Genomic DNA, 17,351 nt, shown 5'->3' on the forward strand with positions numbered 1-17,351 from the left:
AGGAGTTCTATGCCTGAATTACCAGAAGTAGAGACTGTCCGACGCGGTCTTGAGAAATTAATTCTTGGAAAAACCATCCAGTCCGTGGAAGTAAAGTATCTAAAGATGATTCAGACGGATCTGGATGCTTTTCAACAAGATCTCCCAGGTCAAGAAATTCGGGCCATGGGGCGCCGTGGGAAATATCTCTTGTTTTATCTGACGGATCTGGTCCTCATCTCGCATTTGCGGATGGAAGGCAAGTATTTCTTTTATCCAGACGAAGTCCCTCTTCGCAAGCATGCCCATGTCTTCTTTCATTTTACAGACGGCAGCACTCTGGTCTATGAAGATGTCCGCAAGTTTGGAACCATGGAAGTCCTAGTACCTGAGCTTGTCGACAGCTACTTTTTGGCGAAAAAGATTGGTCCAGAGCCGACAGAAGCGGATTTTAAAGAACCAGCCTTCCAAGCAGCTCTTAAAAAATCAAAGAAACCCATTAAATCAGCTCTTTTGGACCAAAAATTAGTGGCTGGTCTGGGCAATATCTATGTAGATGAGGTCCTTTATCGAGCCAAGGTTCATCCAGCCCGTTTAGGTCAAAGCTTGACTGCTAGAGAAGCCAAAGCCGTTCGCAAAGAAACAATTGCTGTGCTTGCCCAAGCTGTTGAAAAGGGTGGCTCCACCATTCGCTCTTACAGCAATGCTTTTGGTGAGGATGGCACCATGCAGGAAGAACACCAGGTCTATGGGAAAACAGGCCAGCCTTGTTTGCGCTGCGGGACACCGATTGAGAAAATCCAGCTGGGGGGACGCGGAACCCATTTTTGCCCTCACTGTCAAAAGGAGAACTAGATGACAAGAATCATCGGATTAACAGGAGGGATTGCTTCAGGAAAGTCCACTGTCACCTCCTATTTGAGAGAAAAGGGATATCCTGTCATTGATGCTGACCGAGTGGTCCATGACCTGCAGGCACCAGGTGGAGAACTCTATCAAGCTTTGGTAGAGCATTTTGGAAGGGACATCCTTCTAGATACAGGAGACTTGAATCGTCCTGCTCTGGCTCAACGCATCTTCTCAAGCCAAAAAGAGATTGTCTGGTCCAACCAAGTACAAGGGGACATCATTCGCAAAGCTCTGGCGCGAGAACGGGACCGACTAGCTGCAACAGAAGACCTCTTTTTCATGGATATCCCCTTGTTAATCGAGCAAGGATATCTGGACTGGTTTGACCAAGTCTGGCTGGTCTATGTGACGGAAGATACTCAGTTGCAACGTCTAATGGAAAGAAACGCCCTAACGGAGGTCCAGGCGCGCGATCGTTTGGTAGCCCAGATGCCTCTAGATGAGAAAAAATCTCTTGTCGATCTCGTGATCGATAACAATAGCCAGCGTGATCACCTCTATCAGGAAATCTATCGGGCTATAGAACAAATAGAAAGAAGATGATCCTATTTCACTGGAAATCAATTGGCGTAAAAATCTTTTTATTGCCTGGATTGGCTGCTTTTTCGTAGGTGCCAGTCTTTCATTGGTGGTCCCTTTTATGGCTCTTTTTGTGGAGGAGTTGGGGGTAAAAGGTCCGGCAGTTCCTTTTTATGCTGGGATTGCAGTCGCCTCCTCCTCTTTGACTTCTGCTCTAATGGCCCCAATCTGGGGGAGTCTGGCAGACCGTTATGGTCGGAAACCCATGATGTTGAGAGCCTCGATTGCCATGACCTTGACCATGGGAGGAATTGCTTTTGTCCCCTCCGTCTTTTGGTTGTTGCTCCTACGCTTATTAAATGGTGTCTTCTCAGGCTTTGTCCCTAACAGCACGGCTCTCATTGCCAGTCAGGTGCCAAAGAATCAATCTGGATACGCTCTAGGAACCTTATCGACGGGAACTGTTGCCGGTACCTTGATGGGCCCCTTGTTGGGAGGATTGATTGCAGAGCAATTTGGTATGCGGAATGTCTTTCTCCTCGTTGGTTTTTTCCTCTTTCTCGTCTCTGTCCTGACTTGGTGGGGCATTGAGGAAGACTACCAACAAATATCCAAGGAGGAGCACCTTTCAAGCTGGGAATTATTGACTTCTATCCAGCATAAGGACATTTTACTGGGTCTCTTTTTGACCAGTATGACCATTCAGATGATCGGTCAGTCCATTTCTCCCATTCTTCCACTCTATGTAAGAGAGCTTGGCCAGAGCGACAATGTTATTTTTGTATCTGGGCTGATCGTATCAGCGATGGGGATTTCTAGTATCCTGACATCGGGATGGATGGGGAAGCTCGGAGATAAAATTGGCAACCATCGCCTCTTACTTTTAGCTCTTCTCTATAGTGGTATCCTCTATATCTTCTGTGCCCTTGCTCAGACCCCTTTTCAATTAGGCTTTCTTCGTTTCCTATTTGGGATTGGGACAGGAGCCTTAATGCCCGGAGTGACGGCTCTCTTAAACCGCATGACTCCCAAGGAAGGAATTTCTCGGATTTTTAGTTACAACCAACTCTTCTTTTATGTTGGGGGAGTTCTTGGTCCCATGATGGGCTCTAGTATTGCCATGCATGTCAATTACCATTGGGTATTCTATGGGACTGCTATCCTAGCCTTTATAGATTTGGCCTTCCTTTTATTCATCTTTAGAAAGTATTTGAAAGTGAGAGAAATCAGTGCGCATTAAAGTACAACTAACCTGCACGAGCTGTGGTAGTCAGAATTATTTGACAAGTAAAAATATGAAGACCCACCCTGAAAAAATTGAAGTTTTGAAGTATTGTCCCAAAGAGAGAAAAGTGACATTACATCTTGAAACGAAATGATTTTTATGGTAAAATAGATAGGATTTTAAGGAGTTTTTAAATTATGACTAAACCGTTGATTACTATTTTATTGGTACTATCTGTATTAATTATTATCGCTATCTTCATGCAACCGACTAAAAATCAATCTAGCAACGTATTCGATGCAAGCTCAAATGACTTGTTTGAACGTTCAAAAGCTCGTGGATTCGAAGCAGTGATGCAACGATTGACAGGAGTAATGATTTTCCTTTGGTTACTCATTGCGATGATTCTAATGGTATTATCCAGTAAATAAGATAGGCTTAGACATTGTCTTTGCCTATTTTTTCATCTATGGGTCGTTGGATAGGGAGATTGTCACTTGCAAAGAAATCTCTCTGAAAGAAAGAAAATAAAGGAGGCTGGGTATCCAGCACAAGATATGAAAAGTAAAATTATTGATTATTTAAAACAGGAGGGAAAAGCTCAGGTTGATCAGTTGGCTCAAGCCATTGGGAGTACAGACGCCAAAGGTTTTCGTGAACTGATTAAGACTATTTCGCTGATGGAGCGACGTCGTCAACTAACCTTTGAAGAAAATGGTTTTTTAAGTCTCCTTGATGCCAAGCCAAAAGGCGTCATTACTGTGAAAGGGATTTTCCATGCTCATAAGAGTGGCTTTGGCTTTGTTAGCCTAGAGGGGGAAGAAGAGGACCTTTTTATTGGACGAAATGATGTCAACCATGCCATTGATGGGGATACAGTTGAGGTTGTAATCACCAAGGTCGCCGATCGGCAAAAGGGGACTGCGGCAGAGGGGAAAATCATTGATGTCTTGGAGCACAGCCTCCAAACAGTCGTCGGCCAAATCGTTTTGGATGAGGAAAAACCCAAATATGCAGGCTACATCCTTTCAAAGAATCAAAAGATTAGCCAACGCATCTACGTGAAAAAACCTGCCCTACAATTAGAGGGAACGGAAGTTCTCAAGGTAGCTATTGAACAGTATCCAAGTCGGAAGCACAATTACTTTGTTGCCTCAGTACAAGATGTGGTTGGGCATGTGACAGATCCTGGGATCGATGTCTTGGAAGTTTTAGAGTCTATGGATATCGTCTCAGAATTTCCAGAAGCAGTCCTCAAAGAAGCAGAAAGCATCCCAGACCAGCCTAGTGAGAAGGATATGGAGGGACGTTTGGATCTTCGAGATGAAATCATCTTTACCATTGATGGTGCCGATGCCAAGGACTTGGATGATGCGGTTCACATCAAGCGTTTGGAAGGTGGGAATTTTGAGCTTGGCGTTCACATAGCTGATGTCTCTTATTATGTGACCGAAGGTTCGGCCTTGGACAAGGAAGCCCTCAACCGGGCAACCTCTGTCTATGTGACAGACCGGGTCGTGCCCATGTTACCTGAGCGTCTATCAAATGGGATTTGTTCCTTAAACCCTCAAGTGGATCGCTTGACCCAGTCAGCCATTATGGAGATTGACCAGCGTGGTCGGGTACTTCGTTACCAGATCACCCAAACTGTCATTAAAACGACTTTCCGTATGACCTATAGCGATGTCAATGAGATCATTGCTGGAGACCAGGAGAAGCGTGAGGAATACCAAGCCATTGTCCCAAGTATCGAAGCCATGGTTGGTCTTCATCAGATCTTAGAAGGAATGCGGGAAAAACGAGGAGCCCTGAACTTTGATACCAATGAAGCAAAAATCCTGGTCAATCCTCAAGGAAAACCAGTAGACATCGTCTTGCGCCAACGTGGGGTTGCAGAACGGATGATTGAATCCTTCATGCTGATCGCCAATGAGACAGTAGCTGAGCATTTTGCCAAACGAAAACTTCCCTTTATTTACCGGATTCACGAAGAACCCAAAGCAGAGAAGGTGCAAAAGTTTATCGATTATGCTTCTAGTTTTGGCCTTCCAATTTATGGGACAGCTAATTCCATGAGTCAGGAAACCTTGCAGGACATCATGAAGAAGGTAGAAGGGGAACCCTATGCTGATGTCTTGTCTATGATGTTGCTTCGTTCCATGCAGCAAGCGCGTTATTCCGAGCACAACCACGGACACTATGGGCTAGCAGCTGAGTTCTATACTCACTTCACCAGTCCGATTCGCCGGTATCCAGACTTATTAGTCCACCGCATGGTGCGAGAGTATGGAAAAGATTCTGAAGTGGCTAGCCATTTTGAACAGGTCATTCCAGATATTGCTAGCCAATCCTCTAGTCGGGAACGCCGCGCCATTGATGCGGAACGGGAAGTAGAAGCCATGAAGAAGGCAGAGTACATGGAGGACTATGTTGGCGAAGAGTACGATGCTCTGGTGTCCAGTGTCGTCAAGTTTGGTCTCTTTGTTGAATTGCCAAATACTGTAGAAGGTTTGATCCACATCACCACCTTACCTGGTTTTTATCATTTTAACGAGCGCGATTTGACCTTGCGCGGGGAAAAATCAGGCGTCACTTTCCGTGTCGGTCAGGAGATCCGAATCAGGGTCGAAAGAGCGGATAAGATGACTGGTGAGATTGATTTTTCGTATATCCCAAGTGAGCTGGATTTGATTGAAAAAGTCACTAAAGCATCGGGCCGTAAAGATCGAAATGGACACTCTAAGCACCCTTCTTCTAAGAAAGAAGAACGAAAGCAAGGAGGCTTTAGAGAGAACAAGCGCAAGCATTCACCAAAAGACAAGAAGAAAAAGAGTAAGAAACCTTTTTACAAGGAAGTAGCTAAGAAAGGAGCTAAGCATGGCAAAGGGCGAGGGAAAGGTCGTCGCACAAAATAAGAAAGCAAGCCACGATTATACAATTGTTGATACCATTGAAGCAGGAATGGTCCTCACTGGTACAGAAATCAAGAGTGTTCGAGCAGCTCGTATCAACCTCAAGGATGGATTTGCCCAAGTCAAAAATGGGGAAGTCTGGCTCAGCAATGTTCATATTGCTCCCTATGAGGAAGGCAATATCTGGAATCAAGACCCAGAACGCCGTCGCAAACTCTTGCTGCATAAGAAACAGATTCAAAAACTGGAGCAGGAAACTAAAGGGACTGGGATGACTCTAGTTCCCCTTAAGGTTTACCTTAAGGATGGTTATGCTAAGCTCTTGTTAGGCTTAGCCAAAGGGAAGCACGATTATGACAAACGTGAATCCATCAAACGGCGGGAACAAAATCGTGACATTGCTCGTGTCATGAAACAATACAATACGCGTTAAAGTAAGAAATAGGAACAGCTGAAGCAAGGGCTGAAAACTGTTCCTATTTTTAAATTTCTCTTCTTGAAACCGCTTGCATTTTTATCTGGATAGGGGTATACTGAAGGTAGCGTTGGTATAGTTGTTTTTCGTCGGCTTGAAATTGATTTTCTAGCCTCTTTTGTAGTCATAAAGGAGATCGACTATGAGAAAACTACTGGTCAAACTGATGATTGCTTTGATGGTCTTTGCCTTGATTCCAGTTCAAGTTGCGCAGGCCTGCTCAGCCTTCATTGTTGGGAAAGAACTCACGACTGATGGTTCCATGCTCTTTGGGCGGACTGAAGACTATCCTTATGCGCCCGATGGTGGTCGCCACAATAAAACCTATGAAGTGGTACCTGCCAAAGACTATAAGGATGGGGATATGTTGGAGGACGAATCCAACGGCTTTGCTTATCCTCACTTGAGTCATGAAATGAAATATACCGCAACTTATGATGCAGCCCATGGAGATGGTTCCAACGGGAACTTCGGAGCACATGGCTTTAACGAAGCGGGCGTTTCCATGACTTCTACCGTATCTGCAACCCCACACGATAAGATTTTGGAAGCAGATCCACTTGTGAAAAATGGCTTGGCTGAAGCTGCTATGGTAGACTTGGTTCTTCCACGTGCCAAAACAGCTCGTGAAGGAATTGAGTTGGTTGCTAAGGTACTTGATGAAAAAGGATCTGCCGAAGGAAACATCATTGTCGTAGCAGATAAGAATGAACTCTGGTACATGGAAATCCTCTCTGGTCACCAATATGTAGCCATTAAATTCCCTCAAGACCGCTATGCCATCTTTGCCAATACCTACTATCTAGGACATGTGGATTTCAAGGACAAGGACAACGTCATTGCTTCGAAAGATGTGGAAGCAGTTGCTAAAAAGGCAGACCACTACAAGACTGATAAAGATGGTAACTTCCATATTGCAGACTCTTATGGTCCAGATGAATATACCGAACGCAACCGCTCACGGACCTATGCAGGGATTACCTTGATGGATCCGAAGGCGGACATCAAATATGATGATAAGCACTTTGACCTCTTGCGCAAACCAACGGATCCTTCTAAAAAGTATAGTCTAGAAGATGTTTTCGCTGAACAACGGAACCGGTTCGAACACCTTAAACAATACACACCAGATGACTTGGTGGAACCAGGTAAAGAAGTCGATACCAATAAATACAAATATGCTTTGGGAAATGAAAACGTCATTAACGCCCACGTCTACCAAATTAAGAAGGACTTGCCGACTCCATTTGGTGGTGTCGTTTGGTTAGGTCTCGCTCAAAGCCGGAACACGCCTTATGTGCCATTCTATGGTATTGTCAACGATACCTATGCACCATTCAAAGTTCGCTCTGCCAAATACGATCCAACTTCTTGGTATTGGGCTGTTTGGCATATTGACCAAATGGTCATGAAATACCCAGACCTCTTTGGCAACAGCATCCAAGAGAAGTGGAAAGAATTGGAAAAAGGCTGGATCAAAGAACAAGCAGCTTTGGATCAAAAATATAGTGGACTCACTGATGACCAAGCGAAAGCTACTGCAGATGAAGTAACAAGTGACTCACTTAAACGTGCGGAAACGATCTTCAAACAAATCAAGCAAGTTGAAAGCGAGATGGAAGATAAGATTCGTACAGAAAAAGGTTTGGAAGCAGACTTTGTATATGACGGCTATAACAAGGCCAATCTGGTAGCAGCAGCTCAAGCTGAAAAAGATGCATCGAAAGAAACTGATAAGAAGGAAGAAACAGCTTCTAGTCAATCATCTAGCAAGGCAAGTGATTCAAACAGCAGTTTATCTGCCGTCTTAGGAGTTTTGGCTCTTGCAGGATTTGGCTTGGCAGGTTTCTACTTTAAAAAATCAAAAAAGAATGAAAATGAAGAATAAGTAGACAGAGACTGTTAAATCAGCATCCTGCCACAACTGGATTCTAAGAGAGTGGAATAGAAGTCTTCAGAAAAGGAGCTTGTAATTCCACTCTTTTTATTGTTATTTGCATGCAATTTTTGTATGATAGGGATAGATAGAAAGAAGGAGAAGAAACGGATGCCTGAAAAATTAATTGCCTATAAACGGATGCCTTTGTGGACCAAGGATACCATGCCTGAAGCAGTCCAAAGAAAACACAATACCAAAGTAGGTACTTGGGGAAAGATTACAGTCCTAAAAGGAAAACTCAAGTTTGTTGAGCTGACGGAAGATGGGGAAGAAGTAGCTAGCCATGTTTTTGAGGCAGGTGCGGATAACCCGATGGCACAGCCGCAAGCTTGGCATCGTGTAGAGGCCCTTACAGATGATGTGGAATGGTTTTTGGAATTCTACTGTGAGCCCAAAGATTATTTCCCCAAAAAATATAATAGCAATCCCGTCCATTCGGAAGTGCTAGAAGCCATGGAGTCCCTTTCTCCAGGCAAGGCCTTGGATTTGGGGTGTGGACAAGGACGAAATGCTCTCTTTTTGGCCCAGCATGGCTTTGAAGTGACAGCAGTCGATCAAAATGAATTAGCCCTAGAGATCCTCCAAAGTATTGTAGAACAAGAAGATTTGGAAATGACTGTGGGACTCTATGATATCAACTCAGCGAACCTAAAACAAAGTTATGATTTGATTGTCTCAACGGTTGTCCTCATGTTCTTGCAAGCGGATCGCATTCCAGCGATTATTCGAAATATGCAAGACCAGACCAATCCGGGAGGCTATAACTTGATTGTTTGTGCCATGGATACAGAGGACTATCCTTGCCAGGTTCCTTTTTCCTTTACCTTTAAGGAAGGCGAGCTAGCAGACTACTACAAGGATTGGGAACTCGTTAAATACAATGAAAATCCAGGGCATCTGCACCGACGTGATGAAAATGGCAATCGAATTGCCTTACGCTTTGCGACCATGCTAGCCAAGAAAATATAAATAGCTCTCTAGACAAGGACCCCCTTGCAGTCGTCCTTGTCTTTTATATCTGAAAACATTCTGAAAATACTTGATTTTTTACAGAAAAGGAGTAGACTGTTAGTGTATCTTTCAAGAATTTTGAGGAGAAGCGCGTGAAACTCTATGTTCAACTGATGATTATCTTTACCATCTCTTTGATTGGGGAAGGGATATCGACCCTCTTTCATTTGCCAATTCCAGGTAGTATTATTGGTCTACTGATTCTATTTCTTTGCTTGCAGTTGAAATGGCTTCGTATCCGCCATGTGAATCTGGTCGGATCTTTTCTCTTAGCCAATATGACGATTTTATTTTTACCTCCAGCGGTTGGGATTATGGATAAGTTTGATGTCATCCAGCCTTATTTATTGCCCATCGTGTTGATTATTTTAGGGGCTATCATCATCAATGTAACCCTCATTGCGCTTGTTGTTGGCTTTATCAAGACAAGGTATGAGGGGGATTATGAAGGAGGGAAGAAATAATGGAAAGTTTGTGGTCAAATCCTCTCTTTGGGATTTCTTTATCAGTCTTTGCCTATCTGATTGGGATGATGATTTTTCGTCGCTTTCCCCATCCGATCACGACCCCCCTCTTAGTTGCAACGGTCTTGATCATTGGATTTTTAAAGCTGACAGGGATTTCCTATAAGGCCTATAATATTGGCGGAACCTACCTCAGTAATTTGATTGTGCCCTCAACGGTTGTCCTGGGAATCCCCTTGTATAAGAGTTTTCATCTGATGAAACACCATGCCAAGAGTATTCTTCTTAGTAGTTTTCTAGCAGTAGTAGTCAACACGCTTTTTACAGCTGTCTTGGCTAAGCTTTTTGGGATGAAGTACTTTCTAGCTATTTCCCTCTTTCCAAAGTCTGTGACAACAGCCATGGCAGTGGGGATTGCTGAAAAAATGCAGGGAATTACTACCATTACCCTGGTTGTCGTTGTAGCGACAGGTATCCTGACAAGTGTCCTAGGACCAACGATTCTTAAATGCCTAAAAGTAGAGGATCCTGTTGCCATTGGTTTGGCCCTTGGGGGTACAGGTCATGCGGTGGGGACTGGTACAGCCTTTCAGTATGGTCAAGTAGCCGGAGCTATGGGAGGCTTAGCAATTGGGATAACTGGCGTTTTCTACGTCTTTATAAGTCCCCTTGTCGCGAGCCTGATTCTTTCCTAAAAAGGTAGAGAGTATTCAGAAAAAGCTTGGAAGCAGTTCCGAGCTTTTTAGTGTACACTTAGATAGTGCAGCTTGGTTGATAATTTGAAGATCAAATAATTTTCAGATAGATTACCATTTGATTACAGTCGTTGTAAGCGCTTGCCAAACTTTGGTTCAAAAGGTATACTAAAAGAGGTTATACGGTTAATATCTAGTTAAAGGAGTTCAATATGAAGAAACGTTATGCTCGATCAGCCTTGGGCTTGATCACTGCTCTCTTCCTCTTTGCCCAACCGGTAGAGGCCTGTACAGGTTTTATCATCGGTAAAAAGTTAACAGCAGATGGGAATGCTTTGTACGGACGTACGGAGGACTTAGAACCAAACCACAATAAGAACTTTGTGGTCAGAGAACGAACTTATAACAAGAAAGGGGAGGTCTTTGAAGATGCCACCAATGGCTTTAAGTATGAGCTCCCAGAAGTAAGTTATAAATATACAGCTGTCCCAGATGTTACACCAGAACAGGGTGTATTTGATGAAGCTGGTTTTAATGAGCATGGTGTGTCCATCTCGGCGACCGTCTCAGCTTCAGCAAATGACAACATTAAAAAGGTCGATCCTTATGTAAAGGACGGCTTGGCTGAATCTGCCCTCACCACTGTCGTTCTTCCAAGTGTCAAAACGGCTCGTGAAGGAGTTGAGCTCATTGCGAAAATTGTGGAAGAAAAAGGGGCAGCAGAAGGAAATATTGTGACGATCGCGGACAAGGAAGGTATCTGGTACATGGAGATCCTTTCTGGTCACCAATATGTAGCCATTCTCTTCCCAGAAGATCGCTATGCAGTCTTTCCAAATACCTTCTTCTTAGGACATGTCGATTTTTCAGATAAGGAACGGACTATTGCCTCGAAGGATGTTGAAAAAGTGGCCCGTGATGCAGGAACCTATAAAGAAATCGATGGCCAGTTCCATGTTTCCCAATCCTACAATCCTCCTTTGCATGAGGCAGATCGTTCTCGTGTTTGGTCTGGTATTAAGTCACTGGATCCAGATGCAGATGTGAACTACGATGACGAGTATTTTGACTTGATGCATACTACGGATCGAAAATTGACGCTACGAGATGCGATGAATCTCCAACGCAATCGGTTAGAAGGAACAGACTTCAAACCACAAGATCAAATGGAGTTGGATGGAAAAGGGATTCCAGAAAAAGGGAAGTTTGATGAAGTTTATAAATACCCGATTTCGAACCCGAATGTCATGGAAGCCCATATTTTCCAATTAAAGGATAATGTTCCTGATAGTGCTGGCGGGGGAACCATGTGGTTAGCGATGGGAAGCCCACGAAATGCTCCTTACTTGCCTTACTATGGCAATATCACCAATACCTACCAAGCCTATCAAGAATTAGGAACAGCCTATAATCCCCAATCTTGGTATTGGACCATGTCTCGCATTAATGATTTAGTTGCCAAATATCCTGATTTATTCGGAGATGGGGCCATCCGTACTGAAATGGAACGCCTAGAATCTCAATGGATGGCTGAGCAAGAAATCAGTGATCAAGAACAAATCGCCCTCGCTTCACAGCCAGAGCAGGCGAGCCTAAAAGCGACAGAAACGAGCATGACTCGAGCTCAAAAGACCTTCGATCGTCTGCAAGAAATTCGTCAAGAAGCAGAAGAAAAGGTGATTGCTCAATATGGACAAGGTGCTATTGACGATTTAACAGATGAAGAAGATGCAAACCAAGAAGAAGAGATCAATTTGGTACCGTTTGACTATGACTTTGTCATTACAATTGGCTTAGCCCTTGTGACAGTGATAGGAGTAGGAATTTTCTTCATCAAATCAAAGAAAGCAAAGGGAGGTAAGAAGGATGAATAAGTTTCAACGAATATTGCTCTTCCTATTTCTGGTCTTAGCAGGGATTGGGATGGAGTTTGAGCTAGGCTCTCTCTCTCAACAAGAGTTTAGCCAAGTAGCAGGAAGAGATTTGGTATTAAATCTGCTCGTTTTAGCGGTGATTGTCGTTCCTCTTTATCTCTTTATTAAGCGACTTGCAAAAAGATTTGAGGTTCCTCTTCTTGTTTTGTGGGCGACCATGTTTGGAGGTGCTTTTGTTGCTGGCTGGCTCAGTTTTTCAGGGAACAGCCTCATTGACCATTTCAATAGTCATCTCATTCAGGATGTTAGTACCTTTAATAAATGGACAGATGCTTTGACAGCCCCTTTTGCTGAAGAATTTTTCAAAGCTCTAGTGGCTTTCTGGATCCTCTTGATTTTGGGTCGCAAGGATTTAAAATCGATTTTAATCGCCGGCTTTGGATCTGGTCTTGGTTTCCAAATCATTGAAGATCTAGGTTATGTGGCGCGTCAAACGCGATCTGGAGACCTCTCAGCAGTAACGGAGGCAGTGAACCGCATTTCTGGTGGTTTAGCATCTCATGCAGTCTACACTGCTGTTGTATCTGTTGGAGCCTTTCTCATCCTATCTCAGTGCACCAAGCAAAAAGAAAAGCTCTTTGGTCTCTGGTGTGTAGTTTCCACGGTGGCCAATCACTTCTTATGGAACTCTCCATTCTATGAAACAGACCATCGGGTCAATATTTTGGTAGGCTTGCTCTTTGCCTTCCAAGTGGGAACCTTTATTGAGGTCGTTCTCTTCGCTCATAAAAATCCGAATCTAAACCTTTTAAAGAAAAACTAAGGAAAAGATTCAGTCGATATATAAGTAAAAAAGCTTAGAAACTAAGCTTCAGATTGAAAAAAGTCTTCTAAAAAACTTTCCTTAGGTGAGTACGGACGTCAGCGAACTTCTACGAAGTTCCATGACTTAGTTTTGAGCCTAAGGTCTCAAAACTACCGAGTGCCTGAAACACAATTGTTTCAGGCACTTTTCTCACGGCGGAAAGTTTTGGTTTTTTTTGAATCGATTTAAAAATTGGAACTCATTTTTATTTCTTTGCAGAATCGCTTAACTTATTTTACTTTAAAATAGTTTGTCTACTTTCTAAAAGCTTAGAAACTTTTGTTTCTAAGCTTTTTTCTAGATTCTATTTGCTTTCTTCTTTTTTCTTAAGACCAAAGAAGGCTAGGATGGATGTCAACAGAGCGATCATGTAGATAGCAGGAGAGTCGGAAGTTCCTGTTTCTGGTAGGGTAGCAGAGCCCGCTGTGAATGTTTTAGCGACTGTCACTGACAAGTGATGGTTGTTGGCCTTGATCTGTGTATCGTCCTTAGCAGATGTAAAAGTATTCTTTGTTTGGCTAGCTAGTTGATTAGGAGAATTCGTACCAACTAGAGCTGGAATATATGTTTGATCCATTTTACCGGTAGATGGATTAGTTGGTTGAGCATTTTTACCGGTAGATGGGATAACTGGTTGGTTATTGCTTCCTGGGTAGGACTTTGGATTAGCAGGATCTGTTCCTTGTTTGATTTCCTCAATATCTGCCACACCATCTCCATCGGTATCTTTGTTAGCAGAAATAGAAATGGTACGAGAATTTGGATTGATGGTTGCATATGCTGTGAGATCTGCCTTAGCAAGGTAATCTGCAAAGGCAACGTCCATGGAAGGACCTTCCTCACGAGCTCCACCTAACATGGTGTAGCCATCTCCACCTGCTGCTAAGAAGTCATTGGTAGTCAAGTAGTAATCTTTAGCAAGGTTGAGCGGTTCATATTGACCAGTTTCTGGGTTTTTAATTTCGATATAGAGGACGCGCTTTTCAGCTGGTAGGGTTGTATCGTAATAAACTTTCGCTCCAGATACTTGGAGGAAGCCACCGCTTGGTTCAAGAAGGGGTTGACCGTTTTCGTCAAGAACAGTTTTGCCATCTTTTTCTTGTAAAATAGAGCCAAGAGATTTAGCAAACATATCGGCAATATTCTGACCAGTTACTTTAATTTGAGAGATGGTATTCCCAAATGGGAGAACAGCAATAACGTTTCCTTTGGTGATTGGCTTATCTTTTGCAATGGTTTCGCGCAAGCCACCACCGTTGGTTACAGCAAGGTCAGTCTTGTGACTAAAGCCAGTTTGTCCATATTCGTAGAGGGCATCCGCTACAACATTTCCAAGGTTGGTCTCGCGGACACGGACATTTTCCCGTTGACCATTTAGTTCTACCGGACTATTGTCACGAACTATTTTTGCATTCTCAGCATCGTACTGTTCCTTGATTTTTTGGACCATGGCAGCTACTTTGGCATTTGGCACGACATTTTTGGTTGAAGCTGCTGAAATTTGTTGAGGGTTACCAAGCAATTGGTTGGCTTGGTAAGTAATTTTACCGATATTGTTCAGGTAGCTACCGGTTTGGTTATAGGTGACATTATCTCCGTATGTGGTTGATTGAACAGTATGGGAATGCCCATCAATAACGGTGACGCGTTTTCCTTTCAGTTTTGAGTTTTTAGAAAGTTCTTCAGCTAAGGTAGATCCTCGCCATTCGATTGGTGTAGTCGTATCTACTCCCAAGTGAGCAAGGACAACATAGTTTTTGTAAGTCTTGCCTTCTGCAGTAGCGCGTGCTTCAATTTCATCGATGACCTTGTTTACTTCTGAAATAGGATCTGTAAAGGTAACACCTTGGACATTCTTAGGGTGAGTTTTAGTGGCTGTTTCAGGCGTTGTCACCCCGATGACGACAAACTCATCCCCAACGACATTCTTATCTTTATCGACAATGGTGGAAGCCTCAAATAAACGAGCACCGTTGATGTAGGTGTTGGAGCTGAGAAGTGGGAAGTTCAAGATTTCTTTGTATTTCTTAGCCTCATCCAAACCAAAATCGAACTCATGGTTTCCGACTGCCATAGCATCGTAGCCAATTTCGTTCAAAATTTTAGCTCGTTCTTCCCCTTTTGAACTATTTGAAATCGGTAGCCCTTGGAAGGCATCTCCAGCATCTACGACCAAAGTAGATGGATTTTTCGCCCGTTCTTCATCGATGACTGCGGCTAATTTAGCATCACCAATCACACCCTTTTCTTCGACGATCCGACCATGGACATCGTTGGTATGAATGATATTTGCTTCAGGCAAGTCAGCTGAGCTCTCTGTAGCGCCTTCTGAAGTAGCTGTATTAGCTTCTGTTGAAGCAGGAGTAGCAGCATCTGTAGCATTTGTGGAAGCAGCAGCTACTTCAAGGTTAGTTTCTGGAGCTGTTTGCTCATCTGCAGCTACCTGAGAAGCTAGGAAGGCAGGAGCAAGCAATAAGATCGGTAAAAGAAGTTTCTTCTTTTTCATAAACGGTCCTCATTTCTATTTTTTTCCATACTAAATATTATAGCTAAAAAGGAAAGAAAAGGAAAACGTTTTCTGATAGTTGGGCAAATAATCTTGTGAGAGCGTTTAGGTTCCAGCTAGTTGCTCTTATCCATAAAAAAAAGAAAACTTTCGTTTTCTCATTTTCTTATTCTGTTATGGGGTGGTTCCAAGTGGTAAAGTCAGTTACACTTAATACGACTGTCGCGATTTCAATCGGCTCTTCTTTTGCACCAGTTGACAACCATTTTGTGATTACGGCTTCAATCGTAGCTGCAAAGATCTCAACAGCATACTTATAAGGAACTTGGAATTTATTAACCAAGTGGTCTTTGGCGTGTGGAGTATCGTCAAGAAGTTGCAGGGTGAAATTTTTCATTAGAAAATGAAACTCTTGGTAATCCATCTGCATCAAGGCATAGATAAAGTCATAATTATCTTGAATATATTGAAGTGAGGCAAGAAAATTTGCTCGATTGACGGTGCTTGTAGCGAAAAGTTCTCCCAACTCGCCTAAAAGTTCAGATTTTAGCTGGTTGAACATATCTTGTTTGTCTACATAATGGAGGTAAAAGGTACCTCGATTAATGCCGGCTTCCTTTGTTAGTTGGCTAATTGTAAGACTTTCAAGTGATTGTTCAAGAAGCAGGCGTGATAGGGCGCTTCGGATAGCATTTTTAGAATTCGTTTTTCTCTTTTTTCGGGTCATAGTTCCTCCTTTATCATGTATTTTGTATAAATGTTGTTCACTAATCATCATATTATACAGAAATCAAATTTATTCATCAACAGAATAAAATTTTAGTATCATTCTATAAGTCTAAATGGCTTGAAATCAGGTCTTATTCTTATACTATAAAAGCCATTTTGGAAGGATTATAAAATTTTTTCCCAGATCTACTTTCAAAGGGGCTATTATATAAAAATGAAAGAAAAACTTGAAATATCAGTTATTTAAACGATCATAACAATTCATACTTATTTGTTATTATATCACAAACTAAAGAGAGGAGGGCAGATGATGCTTGAAGATTTCTATATCAGGAACTAGATAAGATCAAGCTTTTTCCTTGTCTATTTTTGCATAGAAAAGTATTAGTTTCTTGGATAGCTTTATTCATAAAATAGAGGAAATGCATCCCTCACAAATTTCTTGTTTTTTAGTCGTTTTAAGGGATTGATTGTTCTTGGTCTTCCGGTAAAAAAGGACTATAATAAAGATAGGAACTTGTGTTTAAGTGGGAGAAAAGATATGGCTTATATTGAGATGAAACATAGTTATAAACGCTATCCGTCAGGAGAAACTGACATCATTGCCAATAAAGATGTTACTTTTGAAATTGAGAAAGGCGAATTGGTCATCATTTTGGGGGCATCAGGCGCAGGAAAATCAACAGTCCTCAATATTTTGGGAGGTATGGATACCAATGATGAAGGGGAGGTTTTAGTGGATGGGAAAGCCATCTCAAGCTTCTCCTCGCACCAACGAACGGATTATCGCAGAAATGATGTTGGCTTTGTCTTCCAGTTTTATAATCTCATCCCTAATTTGACAGCCAAGGAAAATGTTGAGCTGGCTTCTGAAATTGTTTCTGATGCCTTAGATCCTGAACAAGTCTTGAGAGAGGTTGGATTGGGTGAGCGTTTGAACAACTTTCCAGCCCAGCTATCTGGTGGGGAACAACAACGGGTAGCCATTGCGCGCGCAGTGGCTAAGAACCCTAAGATTCTCCTTTGTGATGAACCAACAGGGGCTTTAGACTACCAAACCGGTAAACAGGTTTTAAAGATTCTTCAGGACATGTCTCGTAAAAAAGGGGCAACAGTGATTATCGTCACTCATAATGCTTCTTTAGCGCCAATAGCCGATCGTGTCATTCAGATGCATGATGCTCAAGTAAAATCGGTGACCATCCATAACACTCCACTAGATATCGATAGCCTAGAGTATTAGGGAGGT

General features: G+C 42.7%; 16 protein-coding genes. 14 read left to right on the top strand and 2 right to left on the bottom strand.

Features of this window, described 5'->3' with window-relative positions:
- Positions 1–9 precede the first annotated feature (9 nt).
- The 13 genes from mutM to I2C87_RS01265 all read left to right on the top strand — a co-directional run bounded on the left by mutM (position 10) and on the right by I2C87_RS01265 (position 12,825).
- The gene (gene mutM, locus I2C87_RS01205; protein WP_195323708.1) at positions 10–834 is read left to right on the top strand and encodes a DNA-formamidopyrimidine glycosylase; all 825 of its coding nucleotides are present in this window, start codon (positions 10–12) and stop codon (positions 832–834) included.
- On the top strand, positions 835–1,431 hold the full coding sequence (gene coaE, locus I2C87_RS01210; protein ID WP_195323709.1) for a dephospho-CoA kinase: 597 nt from the start codon (positions 835–837) through the stop codon (positions 1,429–1,431).
- Between the two features lie 16 nt (positions 1,432–1,447).
- The gene (locus I2C87_RS01215; protein ID WP_324250040.1) at positions 1,448–2,647 is read left to right on the top strand and encodes a multidrug efflux MFS transporter; all 1,200 of its coding nucleotides are present in this window, start codon (positions 1,448–1,450) and stop codon (positions 2,645–2,647) included.
- Positions 2,637–2,786, top strand: coding sequence for a 50S ribosomal protein L33 (gene rpmG, locus I2C87_RS01220; RefSeq protein WP_081453577.1), 150 nt, complete (start codon positions 2,637–2,639; stop codon positions 2,784–2,786). The genes I2C87_RS01215 and rpmG overlap by 11 nt, the downstream gene beginning before the upstream one ends.
- 43 nt (positions 2,787–2,829) lie before the next feature.
- Positions 2,830–3,063: a preprotein translocase subunit SecG gene (secG, locus tag I2C87_RS01225; RefSeq protein ID WP_006595869.1), complete on the top strand. Its 234-nt coding sequence runs from the start codon at positions 2,830–2,832 to the stop codon at positions 3,061–3,063.
- Between the two features lie 126 nt (positions 3,064–3,189).
- On the top strand, positions 3,190–5,547 hold the full coding sequence (rnr, locus tag I2C87_RS01230) for a ribonuclease R (RefSeq protein WP_195323710.1): 2,358 nt from the start codon (positions 3,190–3,192) through the stop codon (positions 5,545–5,547).
- Complete coding sequence (gene smpB, locus I2C87_RS01235; protein WP_006595871.1) at positions 5,510–5,977, top strand: SsrA-binding protein SmpB; 468 nt, start codon at positions 5,510–5,512, stop codon at positions 5,975–5,977. The genes rnr and smpB overlap by 38 nt, the downstream gene beginning before the upstream one ends.
- Positions 5,978–6,161: 184 nt before the next feature.
- Complete coding sequence (locus I2C87_RS01240) at positions 6,162–7,907, top strand: C69 family dipeptidase (protein ID WP_125374362.1); 1,746 nt, start codon at positions 6,162–6,164, stop codon at positions 7,905–7,907.
- Between the two features lie 159 nt (positions 7,908–8,066).
- The gene (gene tehB / locus I2C87_RS01245) at positions 8,067–8,927 is read left to right on the top strand and encodes an SAM-dependent methyltransferase TehB (protein ID WP_048689588.1); all 861 of its coding nucleotides are present in this window, start codon (positions 8,067–8,069) and stop codon (positions 8,925–8,927) included.
- A 134-nt stretch (positions 8,928–9,061) separates the two neighbouring features.
- A complete protein-coding gene (locus I2C87_RS01250) occupies positions 9,062–9,433 on the top strand; it encodes a CidA/LrgA family protein (RefSeq protein ID WP_061564218.1) in 372 nt (123 codons plus the stop codon).
- Positions 9,433–10,128: an LrgB family protein gene (locus tag I2C87_RS01255; protein WP_048789588.1), complete on the top strand. Its 696-nt coding sequence runs from the start codon at positions 9,433–9,435 to the stop codon at positions 10,126–10,128. Before I2C87_RS01250 ends, I2C87_RS01255 begins: the two co-directional genes overlap by 1 nt.
- Before the next feature lie 212 nt (positions 10,129–10,340).
- Positions 10,341–12,002 carry a C69 family dipeptidase gene (locus tag I2C87_RS01260; RefSeq protein ID WP_195323711.1) on the top strand — a complete coding sequence of 554 codons (1,662 nt, stop codon included), beginning with the start codon at positions 10,341–10,343 and terminating at the stop codon, positions 12,000–12,002.
- The gene (locus I2C87_RS01265) at positions 11,995–12,825 is read left to right on the top strand and encodes a PrsW family glutamic-type intramembrane protease (protein WP_129269621.1); all 831 of its coding nucleotides are present in this window, start codon (positions 11,995–11,997) and stop codon (positions 12,823–12,825) included. The genes I2C87_RS01260 and I2C87_RS01265 overlap by 8 nt, the downstream gene beginning before the upstream one ends.
- A 346-nt stretch (positions 12,826–13,171) precedes the next feature.
- On the opposite strand, the gene nt5e is transcribed toward I2C87_RS01265, so the two are convergent.
- Both nt5e and I2C87_RS01275 read right to left on the bottom strand, forming a co-directional pair.
- Positions 13,172–15,373, bottom strand: coding sequence for a cell surface ecto-5'-nucleotidase Nt5e (gene nt5e / locus I2C87_RS01270; RefSeq protein ID WP_195323712.1), 2,202 nt, complete (start codon positions 15,371–15,373; stop codon positions 13,172–13,174).
- Between the two features lie 166 nt (positions 15,374–15,539).
- The gene (locus I2C87_RS01275) at positions 15,540–16,100 is read right to left on the bottom strand and encodes a TetR/AcrR family transcriptional regulator (RefSeq protein ID WP_048689565.1); all 561 of its coding nucleotides are present in this window, start codon (positions 16,098–16,100) and stop codon (positions 15,540–15,542) included.
- 543 nt (positions 16,101–16,643) lie between these two features.
- Between I2C87_RS01275 and I2C87_RS01280 the strand changes: the two genes are divergently transcribed.
- Positions 16,644–17,345: an ABC transporter ATP-binding protein gene (locus I2C87_RS01280; protein WP_006597027.1), complete on the top strand. Its 702-nt coding sequence runs from the start codon at positions 16,644–16,646 to the stop codon at positions 17,343–17,345.
- Positions 17,346–17,351 lie beyond the last annotated feature (6 nt).

Source organism: Streptococcus sp. 1001283B150225_161107_H12, assembly GCF_015552665.1.
GTDB lineage: Bacteria > Bacillota > Bacilli > Lactobacillales > Streptococcaceae > Streptococcus.